The following is a 24,244-nucleotide window of genomic DNA, read 5'->3' as shown; positions in this document are numbered from 1 at the left end:
AGAGTACCAATAGTGAAGTTTTGGCTGAAATGTAACATGTCATGTTGCTGTTCTATCAATCTCTCAACTTTTTACATCCATTTTATATATTTAATGATTTTTATGAATTGAACTATGGTAAAATATCTCAGGATCTAAAATTGGAGAGGGGTTTTTTCATTCATGTTTTGGAAAAAAGTTTTGGGTAAAAGCACACTGCGTGTAGCCACCGCTGCACTATTACTCACGCAACTATTGGGCGCAGCAGGTTCTGTCTCTGCCGCAGGTAACGATGTAGAAGTACACTTGATTGGAATCAATGATTTCCACGGTCAGTTAGATACCACATCAATCGTGGGTGATAAGAAGGCAGGAACGGCTCCAATTCTAGCAACCTATCTCAAAGAAGCTCAAGCCAAATATGAACACTCCCTACTATTCCATAATGGAGACTCTGTTGGTGCATCTGCTCCAGCCTCATCTTTGGATCGTGACGAGCCTACCATGGAATGGATGAATATGATGGGCTTCGATGTAGGGTCCTTAGGGAATCACGAATTCGACCAAGGTGTCGCTGCTTTAAAGGCACAGATCTTTGGTGGCCTTGATCCAAAAGAAGGTAAGGTAACGCATGCCGGTGCAAAATTTGATTACGTCAATGCAAACGTGATTGAAACTGCCACAGGAAAAACATTGATTAAGCCGTATGTGATTAAAGAAGTGGGCGGAGTCAAAATTGGATTCATCGGACTAGTGACGAAATCCACACCTGCCAAAGTATCTCCATCTGGGACAGCTGGCGTACGTTTCTTAAGCGCAGAAGAAGAAGTGGAAGCCGTTAATAAATATGCTAAAGAATTGCAAGACCAAGGTGTAGAAACGATCATTGTTTTGGCACATGATCCAGCATCAACCAAAGAAGGCGTAACCACTGGAGAAGCAGCTGATCTGGCAAAAGCTTTACCGGCGGATTCCCCTGTTGACGTTATCGTTGCAGGTGACAATCATGCTTTGGCTAACGGTGAAGTGAATGGAAAGTTGATCGTTCAAGCTTACTCCTATGGCACGGCATTTGAAGATATCAAGCTGATGATTGACCCTGCTACCGGGGATGTAACTGAAAAATCAGCGACTGTTACAACGACTTTCCAAGAGGGTGTAAAAGAAGACCCTGAATCTTTAGCTATTATTAAAAAATCATTAGACAAGCATCCTGAGCTGACGAAGCCAGTAGGTACAACGGATGGTTCTGTTACCCGTACAGATGCTTATAATAACGAAGCCCCTCTAGGTAACCTCATTGCAGATTCAATGCGTGAAGCAGACTTTGGGGATAAGGCAAGTGCTGCTGACTTTGCATTTATGAATCCAGGCGGTATTCGTGCGGATCTGCCACAAGGCGATGTGACCTTTGCTGATCTTGCCAAAATCCAACCGTTTGGTAATACTCTAGTAAAACTTGAGCTGACTGGCGAACAGGTTAAAACCTTGTTGCAGCAGCAATGGGGTACCAATGCTGACGGTACACCTAATACCAAAACACTCCAAATCTCTGGTTTGAAATACACTGCAGATTTCAATAAGCCTGTCGCAGAGCGTGTTACTGGTCTCAGTCTTGAAGATGGAACAACGATTGACCCTGCAAAAACATATACGGCTGTAGTTAACAACTTTATGGCTGCAGGTGGAGATAACTATAAAGTGCTAGTGGATGCTAAATCATCCCTGGCAGGTCCTATCGATCTGGATGTATTCTACCAGTACATCGTAGATACGTATAAAGGCGGTAGCATCGAAGCTAAAAATGAAGGACGTATCACAAACCTGGCAGCATCTACTGAGCCAACAGAAACACCTGTAACAACAGAAGTCATTTCTCGTGCTGAATTTGTAAGTGCTCTGGTCGACATGTTGAAACTTAACGAAGTAGCTACAGCACCTGCATTCAAGGATGTTGCGGCTGATGCTGCATATGCAGATGCAATCGCTGAAGCTACGCATGCTGGATTCATTCAAGGTTATGGTGGAAACTTCTATCCTGATCGGGATATTACACGTGAAGAAGCAGCTACCATTCTTGCTAAATTGGTAAAAGATCAAGCGACTGATAAAGACGCTGCTACGATTATTGCTAGTTTCGAAGATGGTAAATCCGTGTCTGCCTATGCAATTAAACCTATGGCAAAACTGATTGACAAAGGTATTTTTGCTGGAACAGATAAAAAATCACTTCAACCTAAACAAGGTCTTACTACTAACGATGCCAAAGCATTAATTGAAAAAGCTGTTGCAGCAAAAGCTTCATAATGTAGAACTTAGTCAAATTTTATATGAAAACAGGAAAACACATCCGATTGGGAGAAGGTTATATCCCAATTAGGGATGTGTTTTTTTCATGCTTACATGCGGTCGATCTCTTCTACGCTGCTGGGCAGGATATTGAATATGCTCCTAGAATTATGTTTTGGAAGGCTGTTTATCAATATTGATGTTATGAAAGGATAGGGCAAATGACTGAATACAGAATGGCAACTCCAGATGAGCGTGAAGAATGTATCGATTTAGCCAACTATGCTTTTCACTTGGATTTTGAAACCCTGATGCCAAAAGGGTATGGGAAGAACGTAGATTCTTCTGCCATGCATAAGGTAGCTGTAGATGAGAAAGGCAGGCTGCGCGCGCAGGTAGCTGTTTTTCCAGAGCGCCTGACGGTATGTGGCTATACCCTGCGAACCGGCTATTTAGGTACTGTATCGGTCCATCCACGGGCGCGTGGCGAAGGACATATGAAGGTGCTCATGGACATGTGGCTTGAGGAATTACGCAATACGTGTGATATGGTTGTATTATATGGTCAGCGGCAGAGGTATGAGTATTTTGGCTTCACGCTTGGCGGTGTAAAGCTCAAGTATATTGTGGGAGAGGCTAATGTGCGCCATGGCTTAAAACATGTGAACGACACAGGAATATCTTTCAGGCCGTTCTTCGAGATTGAAGGAGCAGAGTCCTTTGCACATAACATCAACACCTCGCGGCTTGCTTATGTTGAACGTGCAGTGCAGCAATTGCCACTTATTTTCGGTAGCCTCCATCAAAAGGCGCTGGGCGTTCTGGATCAAGGTAAACTGATTGGGTATCTAATTGTAAACGAAACAGGCGATGAAATATCTGAATTTGCGTTGGAAAATGCGGCAGATATTTCGCGGACGATTAAGGCTTATATGGTACATAGCAGAACAGATCGTATATCTATATTTACACCGGAATATGATATTCCGCTGAATACGACACTTGGCAACATTGCGGAAGACTATGTTATTGAGACATCGGATATGTATCATATTCTGGACTTTGCCAATGTATTGGAGGCATATCTGACACTCAAGTTCAAGACCACAGGGATAGTAGAGGGGGAGTTCTCAACAGTCATGGACGGTCAGCCAATTACTGCGCGAGTGGATGCGAGTGGTGTGACTGTCGAGCGGTCTGCTAAGACCGATGCTGTTGTCCTTGATAAGCAGCAGGCTCAGGCGCTTCTGCTTACACAACATGGTCGTTATATGGCAGTTGCTGCGCCCGTTGGATGGTTTCCACTCCCGATATTCTGGTACAAGATAGATAAATTCTGACGAATCCAACGAGTATTAAGGATATATAAATTAGAGATGAGGACATGAAGGCCACTCCACGTTGGGGTGGTCTCTACGCTGATCAACGATGTGGACTGGATGGAGACACTTTTGATCATATTATGGGGTTAAATCGACAAATCTAGGTTTCTATGATAGGGTTGAAGCATCCCATAGGCATTCTACTCTTCGGAGTAGAGTGCCTTCATGTATATTGTGGGTGCTTACATTAAATGTATTTTAAAATCAATTGGATCGTATATGGAGGTGGTGATGCTATGTTTCTCTCTTTAGCCCCAACAGGGGATGGTTGGATGACTATGAAAAATGTGAAAATATCATTTAATAAAGAGGAGCGAACATAGCATGACTACTAGTTTTGTGGCGGAGACCCGCATTCCATTAAATACATCCCGACTTAGGGATTTACGTAAATCCGGGCGTTTGCCAGGTATTGTGTTTGGCAAAAATACGGAGAATGAAATGATTCATATTCCAACAATACAATTTCAAAAATGGTTGAAGCAGGGTACGTCTGGTTTTATCGAACTGCAGTTTGAGGAGAAAGGCTCATTGACTGTATTGTTGGAAGATCTCCAGCGTGATCCAGTTACACGGGATTTACTTCATGTGGATTTTCAGCAGGTGCAGACCAATGAGATCCTGCGTACTAAAATTCCTGTGAAGTTCAACGGCACACCGATTGGTACAAAACAGGGCGGAGTCGTGCAAGTCCAATTATCTTCTATTGAAGTGGAAGCCTTGCCGAAACACTTGCCAACGTCGATTGAATTTGACATTAGTACTATGGAACTTGGAGAAACGTTACATGTAAGTGATGCAACGTTTGCTCCAGATGTGACAGTGATCTCTGAGGGGAATGAGTCTCTTCTCTCTGTAGTTAAACCTTAACAATTCCAAATTCGCAAAGCTGAATAATTCAAAATTAGCCGTACGGGTGATCATCCGTACGGCTAATTTGTGCTGATTACGAGATGTTGGCGTGCTCCCATCCTCACAAGGAGGGGTAGCCTGGAATTACCTCACGCATGTCTTTTGCTCGCGTACAAGCGCAATGATCCTTATATTTCGCTACCCTTTCTCAGTTCATTCGCAAAATTCAGGTGTAAAGTAGGTAGACTCAGGAAAGGTAATCACTATAATGGAAATAAGATACATATATAGTTGAACCTGAACCGCTAAGGTCAATTGGCATAACATTTCTAAACAGGGCGGTGAGCGAAAAGAAATGGACAAATTAAAGAATAGCGGATTCTATAAACTGAGATTCTTCATCACTCCTGAAGAGTTTAAAAGCCTTTTGCAGCTTTTGGAGCATCGGCAAGCGCAATTCTATCGTACCAATGCTGCCCGAACAGAGCATGATTATAATCAGGTGTACGAGGCGTATCAGACGTTCTATCAGTATTTTGTGGCAGGAGAAAAGAGAGATGACATCCATCCCTTCTTTGTTTACTCTATTTCTATTGCATCAGATCAAGAAAGTTCAGGATTTTTTGTAAGAAATGAAGGGGTTTCTTTTCCATATCACGGACAATGGGCAGAGGATGAACTGCCGTGTATCTTGATTTCATTTCCGAAAGGTTTTCAAGTTAATTCGGAAGATGAAAAAGGAAAGTACTATATTTATGAGGATATCCGGGACCATAAGCCGCTGACCTATGCGTTTTTTGATGAAATAAGAGAATCTATCAAAAAAATGACCAAACCCCTTCGCTTCTCAGCCCGTGATGCAGATGCGATGAAGGAGCAAAAGCCCTCTGTGCGTATAAGCCATGATGCAATGCACGACTTGAGCCAATCGTGGATCTTCAATAAATATGGACTTGTGATTCATGGCAAATAGGAGGGGGCTGAAATGATGTCCGCCCTAAATATTATCTGTACCTGGGTACTGCTAGTTGCCTCATGTTCCGCAGTATGGTGGAGCTTCAGAACAGAAAAGCTTATAACTATCTCCTGGCTGGCATTTTTGCTACCGGCTGTCTTCCAGCTTGTTACCGCTTTCCGGATCGGTCCAGGCCAAGCAAAGTCACTCATCGTGTTCGGCTGCATTAATCTGGTGTTTGCTGCACTTGTGGGTGCGGGTGTCTGGTATCTAGTCCAAATAGCCAATTCATATCGAAGGGGCAAATGATCAACGAATGGAAAGGGGAACTCTATTCATGAAGCCAATGCAAGAAATAGAGACACTGGCCATAGAGATCGCCGCTGCCGCCAGAACATCTTTTTGCACTCTTTTTGAAAATGGTGAACGTTACTATTATTGTACGTTATACACTACTGGAGAAGGACATGCGCCAAGCATCTCTGCTTGGTCGTGGGAAGCTTTGGCATTGGAGTTGGCTAGGCAAGCAGAGGAAAGTGATACGCCGGTATCCACGATTGCGGATCTCATCAAATGGTCGTATGCAGATTCGCCCTATTGCTGTTTTGGGGATGAGTACTTTGACGGTGTCAAACAACGATATAACGAGCGTCCTTTCATTGTGGAACTGGAGTATGATGATTGGAATTGCGAGTTGGATGTGAGGTTAAACGCCATGGAGCTGGCGATGAAAATGCTCGATGATGAAGGTATATTTGCCTTAAATCAACCTCGAGAGTCCGTATGTGTCCTTGTTGAAGTCATGCCACCGGATAAGATCAATACTGAAATTGCCTTACGTTTGAATCGGGCGGAGTCTTCGGCTGTGCAAGCATGGTTGGCGGAGGCGGCAGAATAGGGCATCAGGAGCGTTACTACGATGCTCGCAAGGCATACATACGACTTAATCTAGACAATCTTACTGAATCGGAAAATAGTAGACGATCAAATTTCCCGAACTACCTTTGTACATTAAAGGGTGGTTCTTTTTCGTGTTTGAGCTACGACATCAGAAGCTACCAGTTCCCCCTCTACCACTGTACAAACACACTTTTTCTGCCTTGTCCACATTTATACCTCACTAAAACTATTTAATTGCATTTAATAGACTATCAATAAAAAAGGAGGTTTTGAGAATGGGAAATAGAAGACCTGGAGCACCTAGAGGTGGTTATGACCCTGTTCAGATCTATAACTCTACTTCGTTTAATGCGAGTGGAGTAGTGGAGTATGCATCCATCTTTTGTAGTAACGATAGATATAGTGTTCAGCGTGACGAGACTTGGAGATCATCCGACCGTGGTGTGTGCCTGGTAACTAGAATCACCGCGACGGTTAGAACACCGAGTGGAAATATTGAGGCTGAACCGTATACCTCTTCTGGTACGTCGTACAGCCAGTTCGCCATTATACAGGTAGGGGTAAATCAGTTCCGAGTGACGCGTGTTACAAGTGCGATTAGAAAATGCCGGAAATAATCGAAGAGAGTTAATATCAAGATTAGGTACGAAACATGAAAAGACGACTTGCCCGGAGTAATAGGCAGGTCGTCTCTTTTTCGGTTTAATGTTCTTTGTACCATAATATTCTTCGGTGCATCGAGGAATCTTTCAAAAGTCGGAAAGGCCGTAAGGCTGGTTGATAATTGCCTTCGATAATCCAAATTCGCAGTTTCTTGTCGATGGCTATATCGAACCCAACTTGTCTAAGCATAGGGTAATGCTCTCCCAATCGTTTGGCAGCTAATCGTGCAACTTGTTCCGCTTTGACAAGTAAGCGCCGATCTCCAATTCGAGCTAGTCTCAGTGCCTTAAGGACTGGAATGGGGCGGTTATTCACATTGGTGACTTGGTATCCTTGTGCCGCAACTTTAGCATAGGAACCTGTCACGTTCCAATTGGACGAGGAGCCTTTTTTGCGCTGAACCATGATCCGAATGTCGAACGGCCTGTGTTTAATTTGAGCAAGCTGCAGACGCTTTTGGACAATATATTCATCACTTTTGTTTGTTTGTTCGAGCCATTCGAGTAACTGATCGTTGTCTCTCATGGTGACCGTGTTATTTTCATTTTGAATACGATAGGCTTTTGCGCCGTCTCGTCTAATGAACAGGATATCCCTTCCGTAACTCCCATCGCGAGGTTTCAGTACAACGCTGGGATATTGAAGAAGCATCTTCGTTAGCGTATCCTTCTCAAGCAACTGTGTTTCTGGCAACCGTTCAGCAAGAGAGGGCTCATCGCGCAGAATGCCATACTGCAACCATTTGTCTCTTTCGAATAACATTGGAATCACAGCCTTTTTCAATCGTCTACGGTAATTCTAAATCAAATTCGTGATCCGCATAAGTGGCCATTCGTCCAGATTTGTAAGTCGAAGCATGTCCAATCGGTCGATGGAGACAGAAGATGAACTATTACGAGAAACGATTGCATTCTGGGGAGGCGTTCATTCACGCCATGCTGGTACATGTGCTGAAACGAGAGCCGAATGTGCAATTGTTTGAGTAGTGCTAGACTAACCCTCTACTAGTATTTTTCGCCTATGAATTAGTTTATAAAAGACTGCAACTTTTTTACCAATATATATACAAGTTATTCGTTTACTGTATGCCTTTTCGATGTTATACTCACAATATTCAAAAAAGAATCTGTGAAAATATGTCGAATTGAGGCTTATCAGGATGATTAGAGGTAGACAAAACGGCGAAACGATCATCCTCATTCCATCGCTTGAACCGGATGAGAGACTTCCAGCCTATGTAAGGCAATTGCGAGAGTATGGATTTACTAATATTGTTATTGTGGACGACGGATCTGGTGAGGCCTACCAGTCGATTTTCGAGGAGCTTCGTGAGGACGGTTGTGCTCTGCTGACTCATGCGGAAAATCAGGGGAAGGGTGCGGCACTCAAGACCGGATTTGAGTATATTGGTCGGCAATTCGACGCATCTTCCTTCGTTGTAACCGCTGATTCAGACGGACAGCACGCAGCTGAGGATGTATACCGCATAGCCCAAGAAGCAAGGCTTCATCCGGATTCGTTGGTGCTCGGGGTAAGGAACTTCAGCGAGGGGAATATACCCCCAAAGTCCCTGTTAGGCAATCGGATGACCTCCTTTATTTTTGCCATGCTGTATGGTAAAAAGCTGTCAGATACCCAGACTGGGCTTCGTGCCTTCGGTCCAGGGTTACTTGCGTTTATGCAGGATGTTCGCGGCACTCGATTTGAATATGAGCTGCAGATGCTCATCTCGTGCATTCAGTCTGGCATACCGATTCATACGATGCCAATTCAAGTCATTTATGAGAATGGCAATGCAGGCACTCATTTTAAAGCGATCCAGGATAGTGCTCGGGTCATGGGGGTGTTGTTCTCCAATTTCCTGCGGTTCATTTCATCATCGGTGGCCAGTTCTGTTGTGGATTTGGGCATCGCCTGGTTTTTGATCGACGCGTTGCGGCCCGTGTTGGGTGAGCAACACTATTTAAGAATTCTGCTTGCAACCGTGATTGCGAGGGTTATTTCCATTGTGGTCAACTATGTACTGAACAGATACTTTGTATTCCGCAAGGAGGATAGCCAGGGAAGTCTATGGCGCTATCTGACGTTATGCGGAGTAGTGATCTTGCTGTCCAGTACCGGAGTATATATATTCCATACCGTTCTCTTCGTAGATGAGAAATTGGCGAAATTCGTCTGTGATGCCTTGCTGTTCCTGCTCAGTTTCCAATTGCAGCGAAGATGGGTATTTGCAGCAAGGAGGAAGCAGTTGTAGTGCAAAACGAAAAAAGGCAGAATATCTTTTTTGTCATCACGATGATCCTGATGTCGATTTATTTGGTATGGCGTACGTTCTTTACGTTGCCATGGGGTGAGGGCGTTCTGAACGTCATTTTTGGTATGCTGTTGATTGTTGCTGAAACGGTCACCGTACTGACAACCTTTGAATTATTCTTTCAAAAAATGCAAAAAGAACGTACACAGCTCGACTTTCCAATCGTTCCGCCGGAGTATTATCCGGATGTGGATGTATTTATTGCTACGCATAATGAGCCTGTTGATCTGTTATATAAAACCGTTAATGCCTGTACGTTCATGGATTACCCGGACAAGCAGAAGGTTCATATCTATCTCTGTGACGATGGAGCAAGACCTGAGGTGGAGGAGCTTGCCAGACAATTTGGCGTGGGATATATGGGGTTCCCCGGAAACAAGGATGCCAAGTCTGGTAATCTGAACAATGCATTGAGCAAAAGCTCTTCGCCGCTCATTGCAACCTTTGATGCGGATATGATTCCACAGCACACCTTTTTGATGAAAACGGTACCCTATTTCATGCTCTCCACGTTTATTAAGGAGAATGAGGTATGGCGTCCTCGCCGAGAGGACGAGATGGACCCTAAGTTCAAGCTTGGTCTGGTGCAGACCCCGCAAAGCTTCTACAATCCGGATCTATTCCAGTTCAACCTGTATGCAGAGCAAGGCATTCCGAATGAACAGGATTTCTTCTCCAGAGAAGTAAACATCCTGCGTAATGCTTCCAATGCAGTAGCCTATACAGGAAGTAATACGATCATTTCCCGGCAGGGTATGGAAGACATCGGAGGTTTTCCGCTCAATACAATCACCGAGGACTTTGAGACAAGCATCCGCTTGCAGCAGGAAGGTTATATTACCTATGCGACTCAAGAGGTTCAAGCTGCCGGGCAGACAACAACAACAGTGAAGAGCATGATTAAACAACGAATTCGTTGGGCACGGGGTATCATTCAGAGCCTGCAGAATACGCGTGCACCCATATCTGGAAAGCTGCCTTTCTGGACGAGAGTGACCTACTTAAGCAGTTTCTTATACTGGTGGTCCTTCTTTAACCGGTTGATTTTCATTTTGGCACCTATTTTATTTGCGTTATTCGACTTCCAGATTGTGAACACAACCTTCTGGCAAATCCTAATATTCTGGCTTCCATCTTATTTCTTCTATAGTGTATCCATGCGATATTTATCCAGCAATATTCGGAATCAGCGATGGAGTCAGGTTATCGATACCATATTCATGCCTTACTTGATCTGGCCGGTTCTCCTGGAGACGCTGGGAATTCGCGAGAAAAAATTCAAGGTCACCAACAAAAGCAGAGCAAGCGGTCGACAATGGATGTCTGCTCTGTTATATGCACTTCCGCATATCTTCTTGCTGTTGCTTTCCATTGCAGCCGTGATTCGGTATGTCAATGGCAAGTACGGCATTGCGCTGTTCTTCAGCAGTATCATTATTTTCTGGCTGATTCATAACATGATTGCGCTGTGTTACGCCCTGTTCTTCATGATCGGCCGCCGTGCGTACCGGGAGACAGAACGGATTCGGGCGCAGGAGGATGTGACGATTCATGACCAAGCCAACAATCTGCGTTATCAGGCCAAGACGGTGGATGTATCTGAGCAAGGTATTGCCTTCTATGTTCCTTATCCCATTTATTTGGCTGAGCAGAAGATCATCTCACTGGTTGTCAAAACCGACCGGTATGAGGCCAATCTCGATGCAGTCATCGTTTATGTGAAACAGGATGGAGAGGGCTGGCGTTACTCCGCAACGGTTCAGCCGATTGATGAGAATGATAACCGCCAATACATGCAAATCATCTACGACCGTAAACACTCATTGCCAGAGCAGATGAATCTGTGGGATACGGCTTATGACGATATGTTACGTAATGTGAAAAGACGGGTTGTTCAACCCAGATCGGATCAGCGAAAAATGCCGCGGCTATCCCTTCAGCTTCCAGTTCATTTCACCAATGATGCTAGCTGTACGCTGCGCAGCTTCAATTATCGTTTCTTCTCCGCGACGGGTTTCCATGGTGATATTGCGGCAGGAGCGGTCGTTACTTTTTATACGAAGAGTAATATTGAAGTCATTTTGCAACATACGGGAAAAACGACAGCCCGTGAGCGCGAAGTGCTTCTCTCGGTGGAGAATATCGATGATATTGTGGAGAAGGGCCTGATCGACCAATTGTTGACTGATTTGATTGAGCCACATTCCGATCGTTCCACCAGAGAGGGTTAGGAGAGATAGAGATGCTCATTGTGCTTCATTTTGTGATGGGAGTTTTATTGATATTCTCCTTTCTTGGTTATATGCAGTTTGTACGGAAGGCACTTTCACTACGTTGGGAGTTCATCCCTGTATTTGTATTTTCCTCGATTGCTTGCCTTGTTTTTCTAAGTGGTTTGGCAGGGCAGCTCTTTACGGGCAGCCTTGTCATCCTGATTGCAGGTTTACTTTTATATGGGGGAATGTTGTTTCTCAGGCTGCGCCGAGGGGCATCATTACGTATGTCTTTTTCTATATTCCAATTTTCATTTCTGGCAGGGACCTTTGTTTTCTTGCTGGTACTCTTTCAGAACCAATTAACACATTACGATAATTTCTCACACTGGGCTATCGTATTGAAGCAGATGCTGATTACAGATGCCTTTCCGACGCCAGACTCCAACCTGATTGATTTTAAAAACTATCCGCTGGGGACTTCATCTTTCATTTATTATGTCTGTCGCTTCATGGGGCACTCCCAGTCCGTGATGCTTTTGGCACAAGGTTTGCTTATCTTTTCCTGTTTTTATGCCATGTTTGGCATTGTTTCGGAGAAGAAACGCTTTCTTCTGTATGCTTTTCTTGGACTCGGGTTATCTACACTTTCTTTTTTCAATCTTACGATTCGGATCACTAATTTGCTCGTGGATTTCCTACTTCCCATTTACGCGCTCGCGATCTTGGCGGTGATCTACCAATATCGTAATGAGATCAAAAAGGCATGTATTGTTGTTCTTCCGCTTGCGGGATTACTGACCATTATCAAAAGCACGGGTATTATTTTCGCCGTGATCAGTCTGATTTTCTTAGTGTATACATGGCTAAAACATAAGCAAAAGTTCAGTCGGAAAACAGCGCTCGCTGTAGTGGGTACGATCTGTGGCGCGCTGATTCCCTACTTCGGCTGGAGCTGGCGAATGGCGATGGTGTTCCAAGGGATTGATAACAAGTTCGATGTGGCTACCTCGGGGATTCAAGCCGGCAAAACACCAGAGCAGATGCGTGAGATTCTGTGGACTTTCCTGAAGGCCAGTACGGATCTGACGACACGGCCAGTGATCGGCATTGTTATTTTCCAGCTTATCGCGATTGCAGCATCTGTATTTGCCATCGTGGTGCTCAAGAAGAAGTGGAACTTGTGGAAAGCATTAATTGCTTTGGACGTTGTGCTATTACTATACTATGCGGGTATTCTGGCGTTGTATCTCTTCTCCATGCCATTGGATGAAGCAATTGTCCTGGCTGGATTTGAACGTTATGCGTCCAGTATCGTGGTGCTGTTCGCCGGTGGGCTGGTGTTGTGCGCTGCGATTGACCTGGAGCGTTCATTCCACTATCGGATCGGTGAAGTACCAGATTATCAGTCCTTTAAGACGGTTGAAACGAAAGGCCATTATCAAAAAGGCATTATCGGCTGTATGGCGGTTGCGGCCACCATCCTTTTGTCCGAATACAATGGTATCGTGTCTATCGCCCAAAGCTATGATACAACGCTCCCTTACAAGATTCATGCGGTTACTGGTGATCGGTGGTACCCAGGTGGGCAAGAGGATAATAACAGATATCTCTTCTACGCCTCAGACAGAGACCAGCAGGTCACGAACTATTACATGCAATATGTAGGGAAGTATTTCTTGTATGCTCCTCATGTGGACGGGATTGTGTTGTTCTATGAGGATAATATGGACAACCTTCTGAGCGGCTACGATTATCTCGTGGTTGTCGAGACCGATCTCAACGCCAAGTGGTTGCTGAAAAAGCATTATGGCATCGACATGCAAGAGGGGATCTACAAAATCACCCGTTCCGGGGACCAGATCGTTCTTACGTTGACTTGAGATCATAGATGTTGAAACCCTGTTCCGGGTATCCGGTCAGGTAAGATGGAATACATGATTGTATATAGAGTCTCCTTAAATATAGCCCGCTATAGCTAATACCTATAGCGGGCTATAACTCTTTCGTAGAACAGTTATTCCGATCGGATATGTTATATTTAACTCTATAATGATAAACGGGGAGATTAAACTATGAGCCTACAAACAGAACCTAAACAACGAACAGTCACTCCATTTCGATATGATATTGTTGGCAGTTTCCTGCGCCCGAGTGCGTTGAAGGATGCCCGATTAAAATACCAAAACGGCGAAATTACCACGGAACAGTTGAATGAAGTGGAGAATGCCGAGATTGTGAAACTTGTACAGAAGCAAAAAGAAGTTGGCCTTCAGGCTGTAACGGACGGCGAATTCCGCCGCTCTTGGTGGCATCTGGACTTCTTCTGGGGACTGGATGGTGTAGAGCGGACGATCATTGAGGAAGGCTACCGATTCAACGGTGCGACATCCAGACCGGAAACAGCTCGTCTGAGCGGCAAAATCAGCTATAGCAGTCATCCATTTGTAGCGCATTATGCCTTCTTGAAAGAAGCGGCTGGGGAAGACGTTGTTGCCCGTCAGTCCATCCCAGCAGCTGCACAGTTCCTATTCGAATTGGACCGGGCAGATAACAAGGAAAGCACACAGGCCATCTACCCGAACCGCCAAGAGCTTCTCTCGGACATTGCCGGGGCGTACAAAGCATCCATCTTGGCCTTTTATGAAGCCGGCTGCCGCAGCATCCAGATTGATGATTGCACATGGGGTGCATTGTGTGATCAACAGTTCATCACAGTGATGGAGCAGATTGGCGTTAATGTGGAAGAGTACGCCAACGAACTCGCAAAACTGAACGAAGATGTGGTATCTGGCCTGCCGGAAGACCTCGTGGTAACCACTCATGTCTGCCGCGGTAATTATGTTTCGACATTTGCAGGAGTTGGTGGCGGTTATGAGCCGATTGCGCAGACACTTCTGAGCATCGATAACTACTCTGGATTCTATCTGGAGTTTGATACGGAACGGGCTGGTGACTTCAAACCACTTCGTTTCCTGAAGGACAATCAGCAGGTTGTACTTGGCCTCTTCTCTTCCAAATTCGGAGAGTTGGAGAACAAGGAAGATATCCTGAAACGGATTGAGGAAGCTACACAATATGTTGATCTGGATCGAATCTGCCTGAGCCCACAATGCGGCTTCGCTTCCACGGAAGAAGGCAACCATCTGACCGAGGAACAACAATGGCGCAAGCTTGCCTTCATTAAGGAAATTGCTGAAGAGCTCTGGAAGTAACTTTTTCAACGTCATTCATCTTAGCCGTACGGACCATCATCCGTATGGCTTTTTGGTGTATCCTCACTTTTGAGTGCATGTTTGATCAGAGCCCATAACCGCCAAGAGAGTGAAACAATGGGATAGAGATGAGATTAACGGATCAGGAAGCGGCATGCTGAGGAAGAGGTGGTGGACCACAAAAAAAAGCGACATTTAGGACAAAGGAATCTTTGTCGCAATTGCCGCTATTTGTCTATCTCGCATGATATCGTCCTTTAGGCACCACCATCGGTGATCCCGAAACGGGGTCTTCTATGACCGTACATTCCAATCCGAAAATGTCTTTAACCTGTGGGGCAGTTATCACCTCTGCGGGCTTACCCTCAGCCACAAGTTTTCCGGTGTGAAGTGCAAAGATATGATCTGCATATCGCGCCGATAAGTTGATATCGTGCAGGACCATTACAATGGTCGTTCCGTGTTTACGATTCAGCTCGGTAAGCAGGTCGAGAATCTCGACTTGATACGTGATATCCAAGAAGGTCGTAGGCTCATCGAGAAAAAGGATATCTGTCTGTTGCGCCAGCGCCATGGCAATCCACACACGCTGACGCTGTCCACCTGAAAGCTCATCAATATTGTGATTGGCAAACTCGGTAATGTTCATAATGGTCATGGCTTCGGCTACAGCCTCATAATCCTTCTTGGTCCAGCCACTGAACAAGGATTGGTGTGGAAATCTTCCACGCCCCACCAGATCCGCTACCGAAATGCCTTCCGGAACAATGGGAGACTGGGGAAGTAACCCGATCACACGAGCCAATTGTTTGGGCGGGATCTTGCTAATGGCTTTGCCATCCAGTGTAATGCTGCCGGATGTGGGCTTAATGAGCCTGGCCATCGTTTTCAAAAGGGTAGACTTACCGCAACCATTAGAGCCAATAATGACGCTTATTTGGTTACTCGGTATTAAGATGTCCACACCGTGGATAATGGTTTTATTTTCATATCCCGCAACCAGTTGTTTCGCTTCAAATACATGTGTCGGATTCATTATAACTCCCCCTTACGATTCATTCGGATTAACAGGAAGATCAGATACGGTGCTCCGAGCAATCCGGTAATGACGCCTACGGGGAATCTGTACTCAAAAGCAAACTGTCCGATGAGATCTGAGGCTAGAACCAGATTAACGCCAACCAAACCAGCCGGGATGATGTTCGAGGAGCCAACACCTACGAGCCTCTTCGCGATAGGTCCCGCAAGGAAGGAGACAAAGGCGATCGGACCTGTAGTCGCGGTAGCAATGGCAACCATGCAGACGGAACTCACAATAAGTGCAATTCTGGTTTTGTCCGTATCCACACCTAGTGAGAATGCCGATTGTTCTCCGAGTTCCAATATACTGAGGTGTTTGCCCAACATCATTATGATGGGTGAGCAGATCAGTACGGTAATCACGAGAGGTGGCAGTTCACTCATCTGAGAACCGTTCAGACTGCCTGTAAGCCACCGTATTGCAGCAGGAATATCCTTTTCAGAACTAACCAGTAAGAGATAGGAGATGACTGCATCAAGCATGGCTTGAATGCCAATCCCAATAAGTATTAACCGTCCGATGGAGAACACTTTTCCTCTGGAAAGTACATATATGAACAATACCGTAGCCAGACCTGCAATCACTGAAGCCAAGGAAACCATGGCTCCGCTTGCATGAAGTACGACGATACAGAACACAGCCGCAGCGCTTGAACCTGACGTGATCCCGATAACATTAGGATTGGCCAGCGGGTTCCGCAACATGGTCTGGAAGGTATAACCTGCAATGCCGAAGGCAAATCCGGCAAAGAGACCTGTAAGCATTCTTGGTAGACGTATCGTATTCAAGGCAAAAGACACACCTTTGATCTTCTCTCCCGCAAGGGAGCTGATGACATCTTTGACCGGATAGATTGTGTTGCCGAGCAAAAGCATGGCGCAGCAAAGAGCACATGCAAGTATGGCAAGGAGACTGGTGACAAGTATCCAGCGGCGACGTCGATGACGTCTGCCCGCCATAATAAATTCAATGGATTGATCTCTCATAATGAACGCACTTTCGATCGCATCGCGAGAATGATTAATATTGGAGCACCTATAAAGGCAGTAACGACACCGACTTCAAGCTCCCCAGGGTTGCTGATGAGTCTGCCACCGACATCGGATATCGTTAGAATGATCGCTCCAGCTATGGCTGACATGGGTATGACAAAACGTAAGTCGGGCCCCAGTATAAGGCGTATGACGTGGGTGGATAACAATCCGATGAAACCAATCGGTCCAGCAAGAGCAGTAGCTGCTCCGCATAATAAAACCCCTGCAAGGGCTGCAATGAATCGAAGTGTTCCTGTGCGAACACCGAGTCCTGTTGCAACATCATCACCCAGTGCCAGCGCATTTAGTGCCGGAGCAGTAAGAAATGCAATGAGTACGCCGATGAGCAGAAACGGGATGAACGTACTGATTCCACTCCAGGTTGCCGATCCTACGCTGCCCACTTGCCAGAACCTGAACTGGTCCATGACATACGAACGAGGGATCATAATGGCGGTGACGAGTGAGGAGAGCGCGGCGCTAATGGCTGCTCCGGCCAAAACAAGCTTAATGGGCGTAGCTCCGCCACGCCCCATTGAGCCGATTCCGAATACAAACACAGCCGTTATTGCAGCCCCGGCCAGTGCCAGCCAGATATATTGATTGGCGCTGCTGATGTTCAGAAATGCAATACCGATAACCACAAACAGGGATGCCCCTGTATTGACGCCCAATATGCTTGGGTCGGCAAGTGGGTTCCGGGTAACGGCTTGCATAAGTGCTCCTGATACGCCGAGTGCTACCCCACATAACAAGCTGAAGACTGTTCGGGAGATCCGTTTGCGCACGATGTTTGCCCCATATGAATCTACTTCCGGGTGAAATAATCCGTCGATTAACTCATGAAACCTCACGGGTCTAGAGCCAAAGACCAGTGAGGCAATCAGAGTTGCAGCGAGCAGAATGAAACAAATGACTAACACCAAGATGAAGTTCTTGGGGGCATGTGCTCGTATGTGATTATCGTTCGAAAGCGATGTACTATTCATTGATCTTGTCGATAGCTCCGCTAATTAGTTTCAGGTAATCATCGATCGTGTAGGAAATGGACAGTGGGTTTGGCGTTCCAGCAGCAACCAAAGGTGTATCTGCTTCAATGAACGCTACAGAACCACGTTTAACCGCAGGGATTTTACCCAGCAAAGGATCAGCCTGAATAGCTTTTAGCAACTCAGCATCTCCGTATCCAACAAGGATATCTGCATCATTAAGGGCTTCAGCATTCTCTGCGCTTAAGCTCAGGGAGTAGCTGTTAGGGTCTGTAATTTGGCTAGTGACACTCTCTGGAACAACCAACCCTAGCTCACCAAGGAAGGCCACGCGTGAATCTACAGGTGTATAGATATGAAGTTTGGACATGTCTTCAGCGGAGAAGTTAACCCAAACCACTTTTTTGTCTTTGATCTGAGGATATGCTGCTAATTTTTCGTTGACCATAGCCTCAGTATCTTTGATCAGTTGCTCACCTTCTGCTTCCATACCCATACCCTTCGCATTGAACGTAACCTGCTCACGCCATGTTGTTGCCCATGGAGCCGTTGGGTAAGCTACAACCGGAGCAATTTCACTAAGAAGATCGTAGTCTTCCTGAGTGATACCGGAGTATGCTGCAAGAATAACATCTGGGTTGGAATCGGAAATGGCTTCAAAATCAAGTCCGTCTGTATCTTGGAAAACGTTCGGGACGGTTACACCGAGTTCATCGAGTTTCTTCGCTGTCCAAGGCAACAGTCCGCTGTCATCCTGAACACCAAAGTTAGCTGCCGAGAAGCCTACAGGAACTTGTCCAAGCGCGAGAACGACATCTTGGTTGGCCCATTGAACAGTAGCTACACGCTCAGGCTTTTTCTCAATAACCGTTTCACCCAAAGCATGCTTGATTGTAATTGGATATCTGGCATTCTCATCTGTAGCGGCTGGTGTTTCTGTAGCTGGAGCTACCGAATCACTTGCAGCGGGCTCAGCTGTTTGGTTGCCACAACCTACCAATGCCAGGATAAAGACCAGTGAAATCAGTAACGCCGTTAATGGAAACTTTCTCTTTGTATTCATGTGTTTCCCCTTCCTGAATCATAAAATGTATTTGGTGGTGCTTAACATCCTGATTGATCAATTACATCCATTGAGATGTGAAAGAATAGATATATAAAACGTTTTATATACCTGATAATGATTATCAACATCAATAAATATATCTTTTTATCAAAGGGAGTGTCAATGAAAAAATTGTAAAGGCACATATCATATTAGGGATAGATTTTTGGGGGAAGTATTCCATTATCCGTTCTTAACTGAAAAGTTGTAGGGTGAGAGTAGTAGGGACTCTATTAAATAGGGATAAACATATTATCAATGTATTACATTCCAGATCATGGTATATTTCTAGTATTAAATAATGTAAGGAGATTCTACATGCATAATCAATTCATAAAAAAGTTGATCGTACTTTGTTTGGTTTTTGTATTATTACCGGCAACGAGCGTTTTGGCTGCGTCGTCGCTTATTAAGGACCCGGTCTTGGGCAAAGTTATTCGAGCAGATTTGAAGATGTCGGCTAAGAAGGAAATAAAGGCTGGCGATTTGAAAAAATTAAAATCCATATATGCTATGGAAACAAAAAGTAAGATTTCTAACCTGCAAGGTCTTGAACATGCCGTTAATATGACGGATTTAGTTCTACCCGGCCATAACGTGAAAAATATTACACCGCTCACCAAATTAAAAAAACTAGAGTTTTTAGCTTTGGATGGAAACCAGATTACAGATCTGTCTCCACTTTCAGGATTAAAAAATCTGCAAACTTTATTTATGGAAGATAACAACATCAAAAGTCTGGCTCCATTGAAAAATATGCATAAGCTGAAAAGTCTATTCGCCAGCGGTAATCAGGTAACTGATCTAAGTCCTCTTCAGAAATTAAAGTTGGAATGGATCCTTATGAATGATAATAAAATTCAGGATCTAACTCCTTTAAAAAATCATCCGACCTTGGAGTACCTTTATGTAGAAGATAACCTCATTGAGGATATTGAAGTGCTTGAAACCATCCCACATCTAACAGAGGTATATTTGGCTAACAATCCGTTGAATGATCGAGCAGAGCAGGTTGTGAAAAACTTGGAGAAGAAAGGCGTCCTTGTAAGTCTGGTAAGCGATGAAGCAGATCAGGCGAAGTAGTTTCGATTAGAGAAAATGTATATGTATATGTAAGAAGAAGTTAATCCCTCATTATATTGAACAAAAACAAAGAAGGCCGCAGATATTCTGACGGCCTTCTTTAAGTATGCTGAACAGAAACGCTCGGTAACAACTCATTGCCTGTCCCACAACAATATTATTCCACTTCGATCTCCTTCACCGTCTCTCCCTCAACCAGCACCGGCTGATAGTAGGTGTTCGTTGGCAGATCCTTTTTGCCTTGCAGATTCTTGATCACCCAGTCGGCAGCATCGCGGCCCATTTGCTCTTGGGGATGGGTTAGCGTTGTTAGCCGGATGTTGGCATTCTTGGCGATGTATGAATTGTCTTGTCCAATGATGGATAACTCATCCGGGATCGAGATGCCCAGTTGCCTGCAGGCGTTCACGACCTCCAGTCCTACCTCGTCGTTATAACAGACAATCGCGGTGAGCGAATCCCTGTTTTCGTCCAGATACGTTGCTACATTAGAGGGTAATTCCGGTTTCGATGCGGTATCAAAGGAAAGCACTTGCTCAGGATGGAACCGTAACTTCGCTTCACCCAGCGCCTTGATGTACCCCTTCATCCGGTACTTGCCTTGTAGATCATCCATTTTGGCAATAATGCCGATCTGGGTATGGCCTTTAGCGATCAATTCCCGAGTGGCAAGATAACTGGATTGCACGTCATCCAGGCAGAAGAACGGAACCTCCAACTCTTCATAAAAGGCATTAATCATCGTAAACGGCACATCCTGCTCCTTGAACGATAGATAGTATGCAATATTGGGATTATAGAGGTTACTTTTGGTCGGTTCGACAATCAGGCCATCCACGCCGTAGGAGAGCATCATTTCGAGGGCTTTTTTCTCCTGAGCTACATCATTATTGGTGCTGGCCAGCAGTAACGAGTAGTTGTCCTCATTCAGACGACTCTCAATACCGCGAATGATGGACGGAAAGATGTAATCCGAGATGTATGTCGTGATCACACCAATCGTTTTCTTCGACGTATTGCCACCTGATCGTGATCGATACTGATTGCTAACGTAAGTTCCTGAACCCTTTTCGCTTCGTAAAAACCCTTCGTTCGATAACTCCAAAATAGCCTTCCGCACCGTCTGGCGACTTACGTTGTAGCTGTCCTGCAATGCGGACTCTGTTGGAATCTGTTCGCCTATGCTATATGTCCCCGAGAGGATATGACTCTTTATATCATCAATGATGACCTGGTATTTTGGCTTCACGTAGTCCACTTCTTTCATCGTTACTCATCTATATCAACGTAGTTGTTCAAATAGTTGTACGTACATATTTTAGCATGATTCAGATAAGATGCATATAAAACAGCACAATTTTTGAAATAAACCGTACATATCAGGTCTTATTAGAAAGAGGTGTACCTTACAACATAGCCAATTTATAGCTGTTTAAGACCTTTGAATAGTCAAATAGTATACAATATGTGTCCTTTGTAAGTATAACTATTATATATTATTGACAAATGTACGTACAAAAAATATACTAAGGCTGTCAGAAAAGGAAAGCGCATTCTTTGAAAACACAACAAGAAGCATTTATACAAAATTCATTATTAGCTACTGCCATAAGTAAGAGCTTCACCTTATATATGCATCCTTTGGGATGTGAAATCGCGACCGGAGAGGGGATACACGTGATTATGAGTCAATTGGACTTGAAAGAAGCCATTACCACGGGCGCTACTTCACTTGGAATTGAATTTGGATCAACGCGGATTAAGGCGGTGTTGATTGACGAACGTTTTGAGACCATCGCGTCAGGCAGTTATGAATGGGAGAACCTCCTGAAAGATGGATATTGGACGTACAACCAGGAGGATATCATCACAGGTCTGCAAACGGCTTATCGTGAGATGAAGCAAGATGTGGAACAGAAATACGGAATTACGCTGCGAACGGTCGGTTCGATCGGATTCTCGGCCATGATGCACGGATATGTGGCATTGGATAGCGCGGGCGAACTGCTGGTACCTTTCCGCACCTGGCGTAATGCTACGACGGGAGCAGCTGCAAGAGAGCTAACGGATCTTCTGCAATTTAATATTCCTGAACGCTGGAGCATTGCCCACTTGTATCAAGCGATTTTGAACGAAGAGGCGCATGTGCCACAGATCGATCACCTGACAACCTTGGCTGGATACATCCACTGGTTGCTGACAGGCAATAAGGCGATTGGGATCGGCGATGCATCAGGCATTTTCCCAATTGACGAGTCTACACATAACTATCACCCATCCATGGTCCAACAGTTCGACGAACAGATCGCAGGCAAAGGTTATCCGTGGAAAGTCGAGGACCTTCTGCCCAAGGTATATCTCGCTGGTGAGAATGCAGGTGTATTGACGGAAGCGGGAGCCAAGTTGCTCGACCCTTCGCAAGATCTGCAAGCAGGCATTCCGCTCTGCCCGCCAGAAGGCGATGCGGGAACGGGTATGGTGGCAACAAATAGCGTGAGAAAACGTACGGGCAACATCTCCGTTGGCACATCCGTATTTGCGATGATCGTACTGGAGAAGGAATTGTCCAAAGTGTATCCCGAGATCGATATGGTCACCACGCCGGATGGCAGTCCAGTAGGGATGGTGCATGCCAACAACTGTTCCAGTGATATCAACGCATGGGTTGGACTGTTCCGTGAATTCTCTCAAGCAATGGGATATGAAGTGGATAACGCCAAGTTGTTTAGCGTGTTGTTTAACAAGGCTTTGGAGGCAGACCCTGATGGTGGTGGCTTGCTCAGCTACGGTTACTACTCAGGCGAGAACATTACGGGACTTGAGAAAGGCCGTCCATTGTTCGTCCGCTCCCCGGAAAGCAACTTCAATCTGGCAAACTTCATGCGGACACATCTGTTCAGTGCCTTCGGTGCACTCAAGTTGGGTATGGACATTTTGACGGAAGAAGAGAATGTAGCCATTGACAGCATTTTGGCTCACGGTGGCCTGTTCAAGACCCCTGTTGTCGGACAACGGATTGTAGCTGCTGCGATGAACGTACCCGTGTCGGTAATGTCTACCGCTGGTGAAGGCGGCGCATGGGGCATGGCGCTTCTGGCTTCGTACATGATCAACAAGGATCAAGAGGAGAGCCTGGATGTGTTCCTGGAGCAGAAAGTCTTTAACGATGTTGAGGGAGTCGAAGTGGCGCCGGATGCATCGGATGTGAAAGGGTTTGAAGCATTTATCGAACGCTATCGGAGTGGACTCACAATTGAGCAATCAGCCGTGGATCATCTGGTAGAGAACGGGAGGGAATAACATGTTAGAACAACTGAAAGAAGAGGTATTCCAGGCGAATCTGGAACTGCCAAAGCACGGACTTGTGAAGTTCACATGGGGTAACGTTAGTGCAATTGATCGGGAAAGCGGTCTGTTCGTGATCAAACCAAGTGGCGTCAGCTACGATGTGATGAAAGCAAGCGATATGGTTGTGGTTGATCTGGACGGTAATGTGGTGGAGGGTGAGATGAGACCTTCCTCGGACACCGCAACACATGCCGTACTATATAAGCATTACTCGGAGATTGGCGGCATCGTGCACACACACTCTACGTGGGCGACTATCTGGGCGCAAGCCGGATTGGACGTACCTGTAATGGGAACGACACATGCGGACACGTTCTATGGAGCGGTGCCTTGTGCACGTTTCCTGAACAAGGACGAGGTTGATCGTGGATACGAAGCGGAGACAGGACGCGTCATTATTGAAACGTTTGAACAGCGTGGAATTGATGTTATGGCTGTTCCGGCAGTACTGCTCCATGGTCACGCACCGTTTACGTGGGGGAAAGATGCCAAGTCTGCGGTGGTGAACAGTGTCGTGCTGGAGGAAGTGTGCAAAATGAACCTGTACGCGCGGCAATTGAATAACTTCGCGAAGGAACTGCCGCAAGGCATTTTGGATAAACACTATCTGCGAAAACACGGAAAAGACGCGTATTACGGACAGAAGTAATTTGGTTATGTAGCGATCGGTTGATTATAATTCAAGCGAATAAGTTGTTTGTTACTACTACCAATGAAGTTGTATCAAACTTTTTACACGATAACGGAGAGTGCAGTACCAATCTGTAGAAGCGAAGCGCTCGCCTTTATAACCGGATATCATCCTTATTAAAATTGATCAAAGAAATCCGGGGATAACCAGC

The 24,244-nt window shown here is 45.4% G+C and carries 20 protein-coding genes; 14 read left to right on the top strand and 6 right to left on the bottom strand.

Annotated elements, in window-relative coordinates:
* Positions 1 to 162: 162 nt before the first annotated feature.
* From MKY92_RS30090 to MKY92_RS30060, 7 genes are all read left to right on the top strand, one after another.
* On the top strand, positions 163 to 2,286 hold the full coding sequence (locus MKY92_RS30090; protein ID WP_339298665.1) for a 5'-nucleotidase C-terminal domain-containing protein: 2,124 nt from the start codon (positions 163 to 165) through the stop codon (positions 2,284 to 2,286).
* Positions 2,287 to 2,489: 203 nt separating this feature from the next.
* The gene (locus tag MKY92_RS30085) at positions 2,490 to 3,608 is read left to right on the top strand and encodes a GNAT family N-acetyltransferase (protein WP_339298664.1); all 1,119 of its coding nucleotides are present in this window, start codon (positions 2,490 to 2,492) and stop codon (positions 3,606 to 3,608) included.
* A 366-nt stretch (positions 3,609 to 3,974) separates the two neighbouring features.
* Entirely contained in the window at positions 3,975 to 4,520 is a 546-nt protein-coding gene (locus tag MKY92_RS30080; RefSeq protein WP_339298663.1) for a 50S ribosomal protein L25, read from the top strand.
* Positions 4,521 to 4,857: 337 nt separating this feature from the next.
* Positions 4,858 to 5,475, top strand: coding sequence for a hypothetical protein (locus MKY92_RS30075; RefSeq protein ID WP_339298662.1), 618 nt, complete (start codon positions 4,858 to 4,860; stop codon positions 5,473 to 5,475).
* A 12-nt stretch (positions 5,476 to 5,487) separates the two neighbouring features.
* Complete coding sequence (locus MKY92_RS30070) at positions 5,488 to 5,766, top strand: hypothetical protein (RefSeq protein WP_339298661.1); 279 nt, start codon at positions 5,488 to 5,490, stop codon at positions 5,764 to 5,766.
* A 28-nt stretch (positions 5,767 to 5,794) separates the two neighbouring features.
* Positions 5,795 to 6,355, top strand: coding sequence for a DUF4303 domain-containing protein (locus MKY92_RS30065; RefSeq protein ID WP_339298660.1), 561 nt, complete (start codon positions 5,795 to 5,797; stop codon positions 6,353 to 6,355).
* 277 nt (positions 6,356 to 6,632) lie between these two features.
* Positions 6,633 to 6,974 carry a hypothetical protein gene (locus MKY92_RS30060; RefSeq protein ID WP_047841001.1) on the top strand — a complete coding sequence of 114 codons (342 nt, stop codon included), beginning with the start codon at positions 6,633 to 6,635 and terminating at the stop codon, positions 6,972 to 6,974.
* 85 nt (positions 6,975 to 7,059) lie between these two features.
* Here MKY92_RS30060 and MKY92_RS30055 read toward each other — a convergent pair whose 3' ends face one another.
* Positions 7,060 to 7,782, bottom strand: coding sequence for a YheC/YheD family protein (locus tag MKY92_RS30055; RefSeq protein WP_339298659.1), 723 nt, complete (start codon positions 7,780 to 7,782; stop codon positions 7,060 to 7,062).
* Positions 7,783 to 8,179: 397 nt separating this feature from the next.
* On the opposite strand from MKY92_RS30055, the gene MKY92_RS30050 reads away from it, so the two are divergent.
* From MKY92_RS30050 to MKY92_RS30035, 4 genes are all read left to right on the top strand, one after another.
* A complete protein-coding gene (locus MKY92_RS30050; RefSeq protein WP_339298658.1) occupies positions 8,180 to 9,274 on the top strand; it encodes a bifunctional glycosyltransferase family 2/GtrA family protein in 1,095 nt (364 codons plus the stop codon).
* The gene (locus tag MKY92_RS30045) at positions 9,274 to 11,565 is read left to right on the top strand and encodes a glycosyltransferase family 2 protein (RefSeq protein ID WP_339298657.1); all 2,292 of its coding nucleotides are present in this window, start codon (positions 9,274 to 9,276) and stop codon (positions 11,563 to 11,565) included. The genes MKY92_RS30050 and MKY92_RS30045 overlap by 1 nt, the downstream gene beginning before the upstream one ends.
* Positions 11,566 to 11,576: 11 nt before the next feature.
* Positions 11,577 to 13,430, top strand: a complete 1,854-nt coding sequence (locus tag MKY92_RS30040) for a hypothetical protein (RefSeq protein ID WP_339298656.1) — start codon at positions 11,577 to 11,579, stop codon at positions 13,428 to 13,430.
* Between the two features lie 192 nt (positions 13,431 to 13,622).
* Positions 13,623 to 14,762 (top strand): 5-methyltetrahydropteroyltriglutamate--homocysteine S-methyltransferase, encoded by a 1,140-nt coding sequence (locus MKY92_RS30035; protein ID WP_339298655.1) that lies wholly within the window; start codon positions 13,623 to 13,625, stop codon positions 14,760 to 14,762.
* A gap of 235 nt (positions 14,763 to 14,997) precedes the next feature.
* On the opposite strand, the gene MKY92_RS30030 is transcribed toward MKY92_RS30035, so the two are convergent.
* Genes MKY92_RS30030 through MKY92_RS30015 form a run of 4 tightly spaced genes read right to left on the bottom strand, consistent with a single transcriptional unit; the run spans position 14,998 to position 18,929 of the window.
* Positions 14,998 to 15,798: an ABC transporter ATP-binding protein gene (locus MKY92_RS30030; RefSeq protein ID WP_339298654.1), complete on the bottom strand. Its 801-nt coding sequence runs from the start codon at positions 15,796 to 15,798 to the stop codon at positions 14,998 to 15,000.
* Positions 15,798 to 16,829 carry an iron chelate uptake ABC transporter family permease subunit gene (locus MKY92_RS30025; RefSeq protein ID WP_339298653.1) on the bottom strand — a complete coding sequence of 344 codons (1,032 nt, stop codon included), beginning with the start codon at positions 16,827 to 16,829 and terminating at the stop codon, positions 15,798 to 15,800. Before MKY92_RS30025 ends, MKY92_RS30030 begins: the two co-directional genes overlap by 1 nt.
* A complete protein-coding gene (locus MKY92_RS30020; RefSeq protein ID WP_339298652.1) occupies positions 16,826 to 17,866 on the bottom strand; it encodes an iron ABC transporter permease in 1,041 nt (346 codons plus the stop codon). Before MKY92_RS30020 ends, MKY92_RS30025 begins: the two co-directional genes overlap by 4 nt.
* Positions 17,859 to 18,929 carry an iron-siderophore ABC transporter substrate-binding protein gene (locus tag MKY92_RS30015; RefSeq protein WP_339298651.1) on the bottom strand — a complete coding sequence of 357 codons (1,071 nt, stop codon included), beginning with the start codon at positions 18,927 to 18,929 and terminating at the stop codon, positions 17,859 to 17,861. The genes MKY92_RS30020 and MKY92_RS30015 overlap by 8 nt, the downstream gene beginning before the upstream one ends.
* A 360-nt stretch (positions 18,930 to 19,289) precedes the next feature.
* Here MKY92_RS30015 and MKY92_RS30010 point away from each other — a divergent pair, with 360 nt between their 5' ends.
* On the top strand, positions 19,290 to 20,054 hold the full coding sequence (locus MKY92_RS30010; RefSeq protein WP_339298650.1) for a leucine-rich repeat domain-containing protein: 765 nt from the start codon (positions 19,290 to 19,292) through the stop codon (positions 20,052 to 20,054).
* Positions 20,055 to 20,211: 157 nt separating this feature from the next.
* On the opposite strand, the gene MKY92_RS30005 is transcribed toward MKY92_RS30010, so the two are convergent.
* On the bottom strand, positions 20,212 to 21,303 hold the full coding sequence (locus MKY92_RS30005) for a GntR family transcriptional regulator (RefSeq protein ID WP_339298649.1): 1,092 nt from the start codon (positions 21,301 to 21,303) through the stop codon (positions 20,212 to 20,214).
* A gap of 434 nt (positions 21,304 to 21,737) precedes the next feature.
* Here MKY92_RS30005 and MKY92_RS30000 point away from each other — a divergent pair, with 434 nt between their 5' ends.
* Positions 21,738 to 23,354 (top strand): FGGY-family carbohydrate kinase, encoded by a 1,617-nt coding sequence (locus MKY92_RS30000; RefSeq protein WP_339298648.1) that lies wholly within the window; start codon positions 21,738 to 21,740, stop codon positions 23,352 to 23,354.
* A 1-nt stretch (position 23,355) separates the two neighbouring features.
* Positions 23,356 to 24,051 (top strand): L-ribulose-5-phosphate 4-epimerase, encoded by a 696-nt coding sequence (locus tag MKY92_RS29995; RefSeq protein ID WP_339298647.1) that lies wholly within the window; start codon positions 23,356 to 23,358, stop codon positions 24,049 to 24,051.
* The last annotated feature ends 193 nt before the right edge of the window (positions 24,052 to 24,244 follow it).

The sequence above is a fragment of the Paenibacillus sp. FSL R5-0623 genome (assembly GCF_037974265.1).
Classification (GTDB): domain Bacteria; phylum Bacillota; class Bacilli; order Paenibacillales; family Paenibacillaceae; genus Paenibacillus.
Note: the sequence above shows the minus strand (reverse complement) of the source record. Positions and strands in the feature narration are given on the sequence as shown.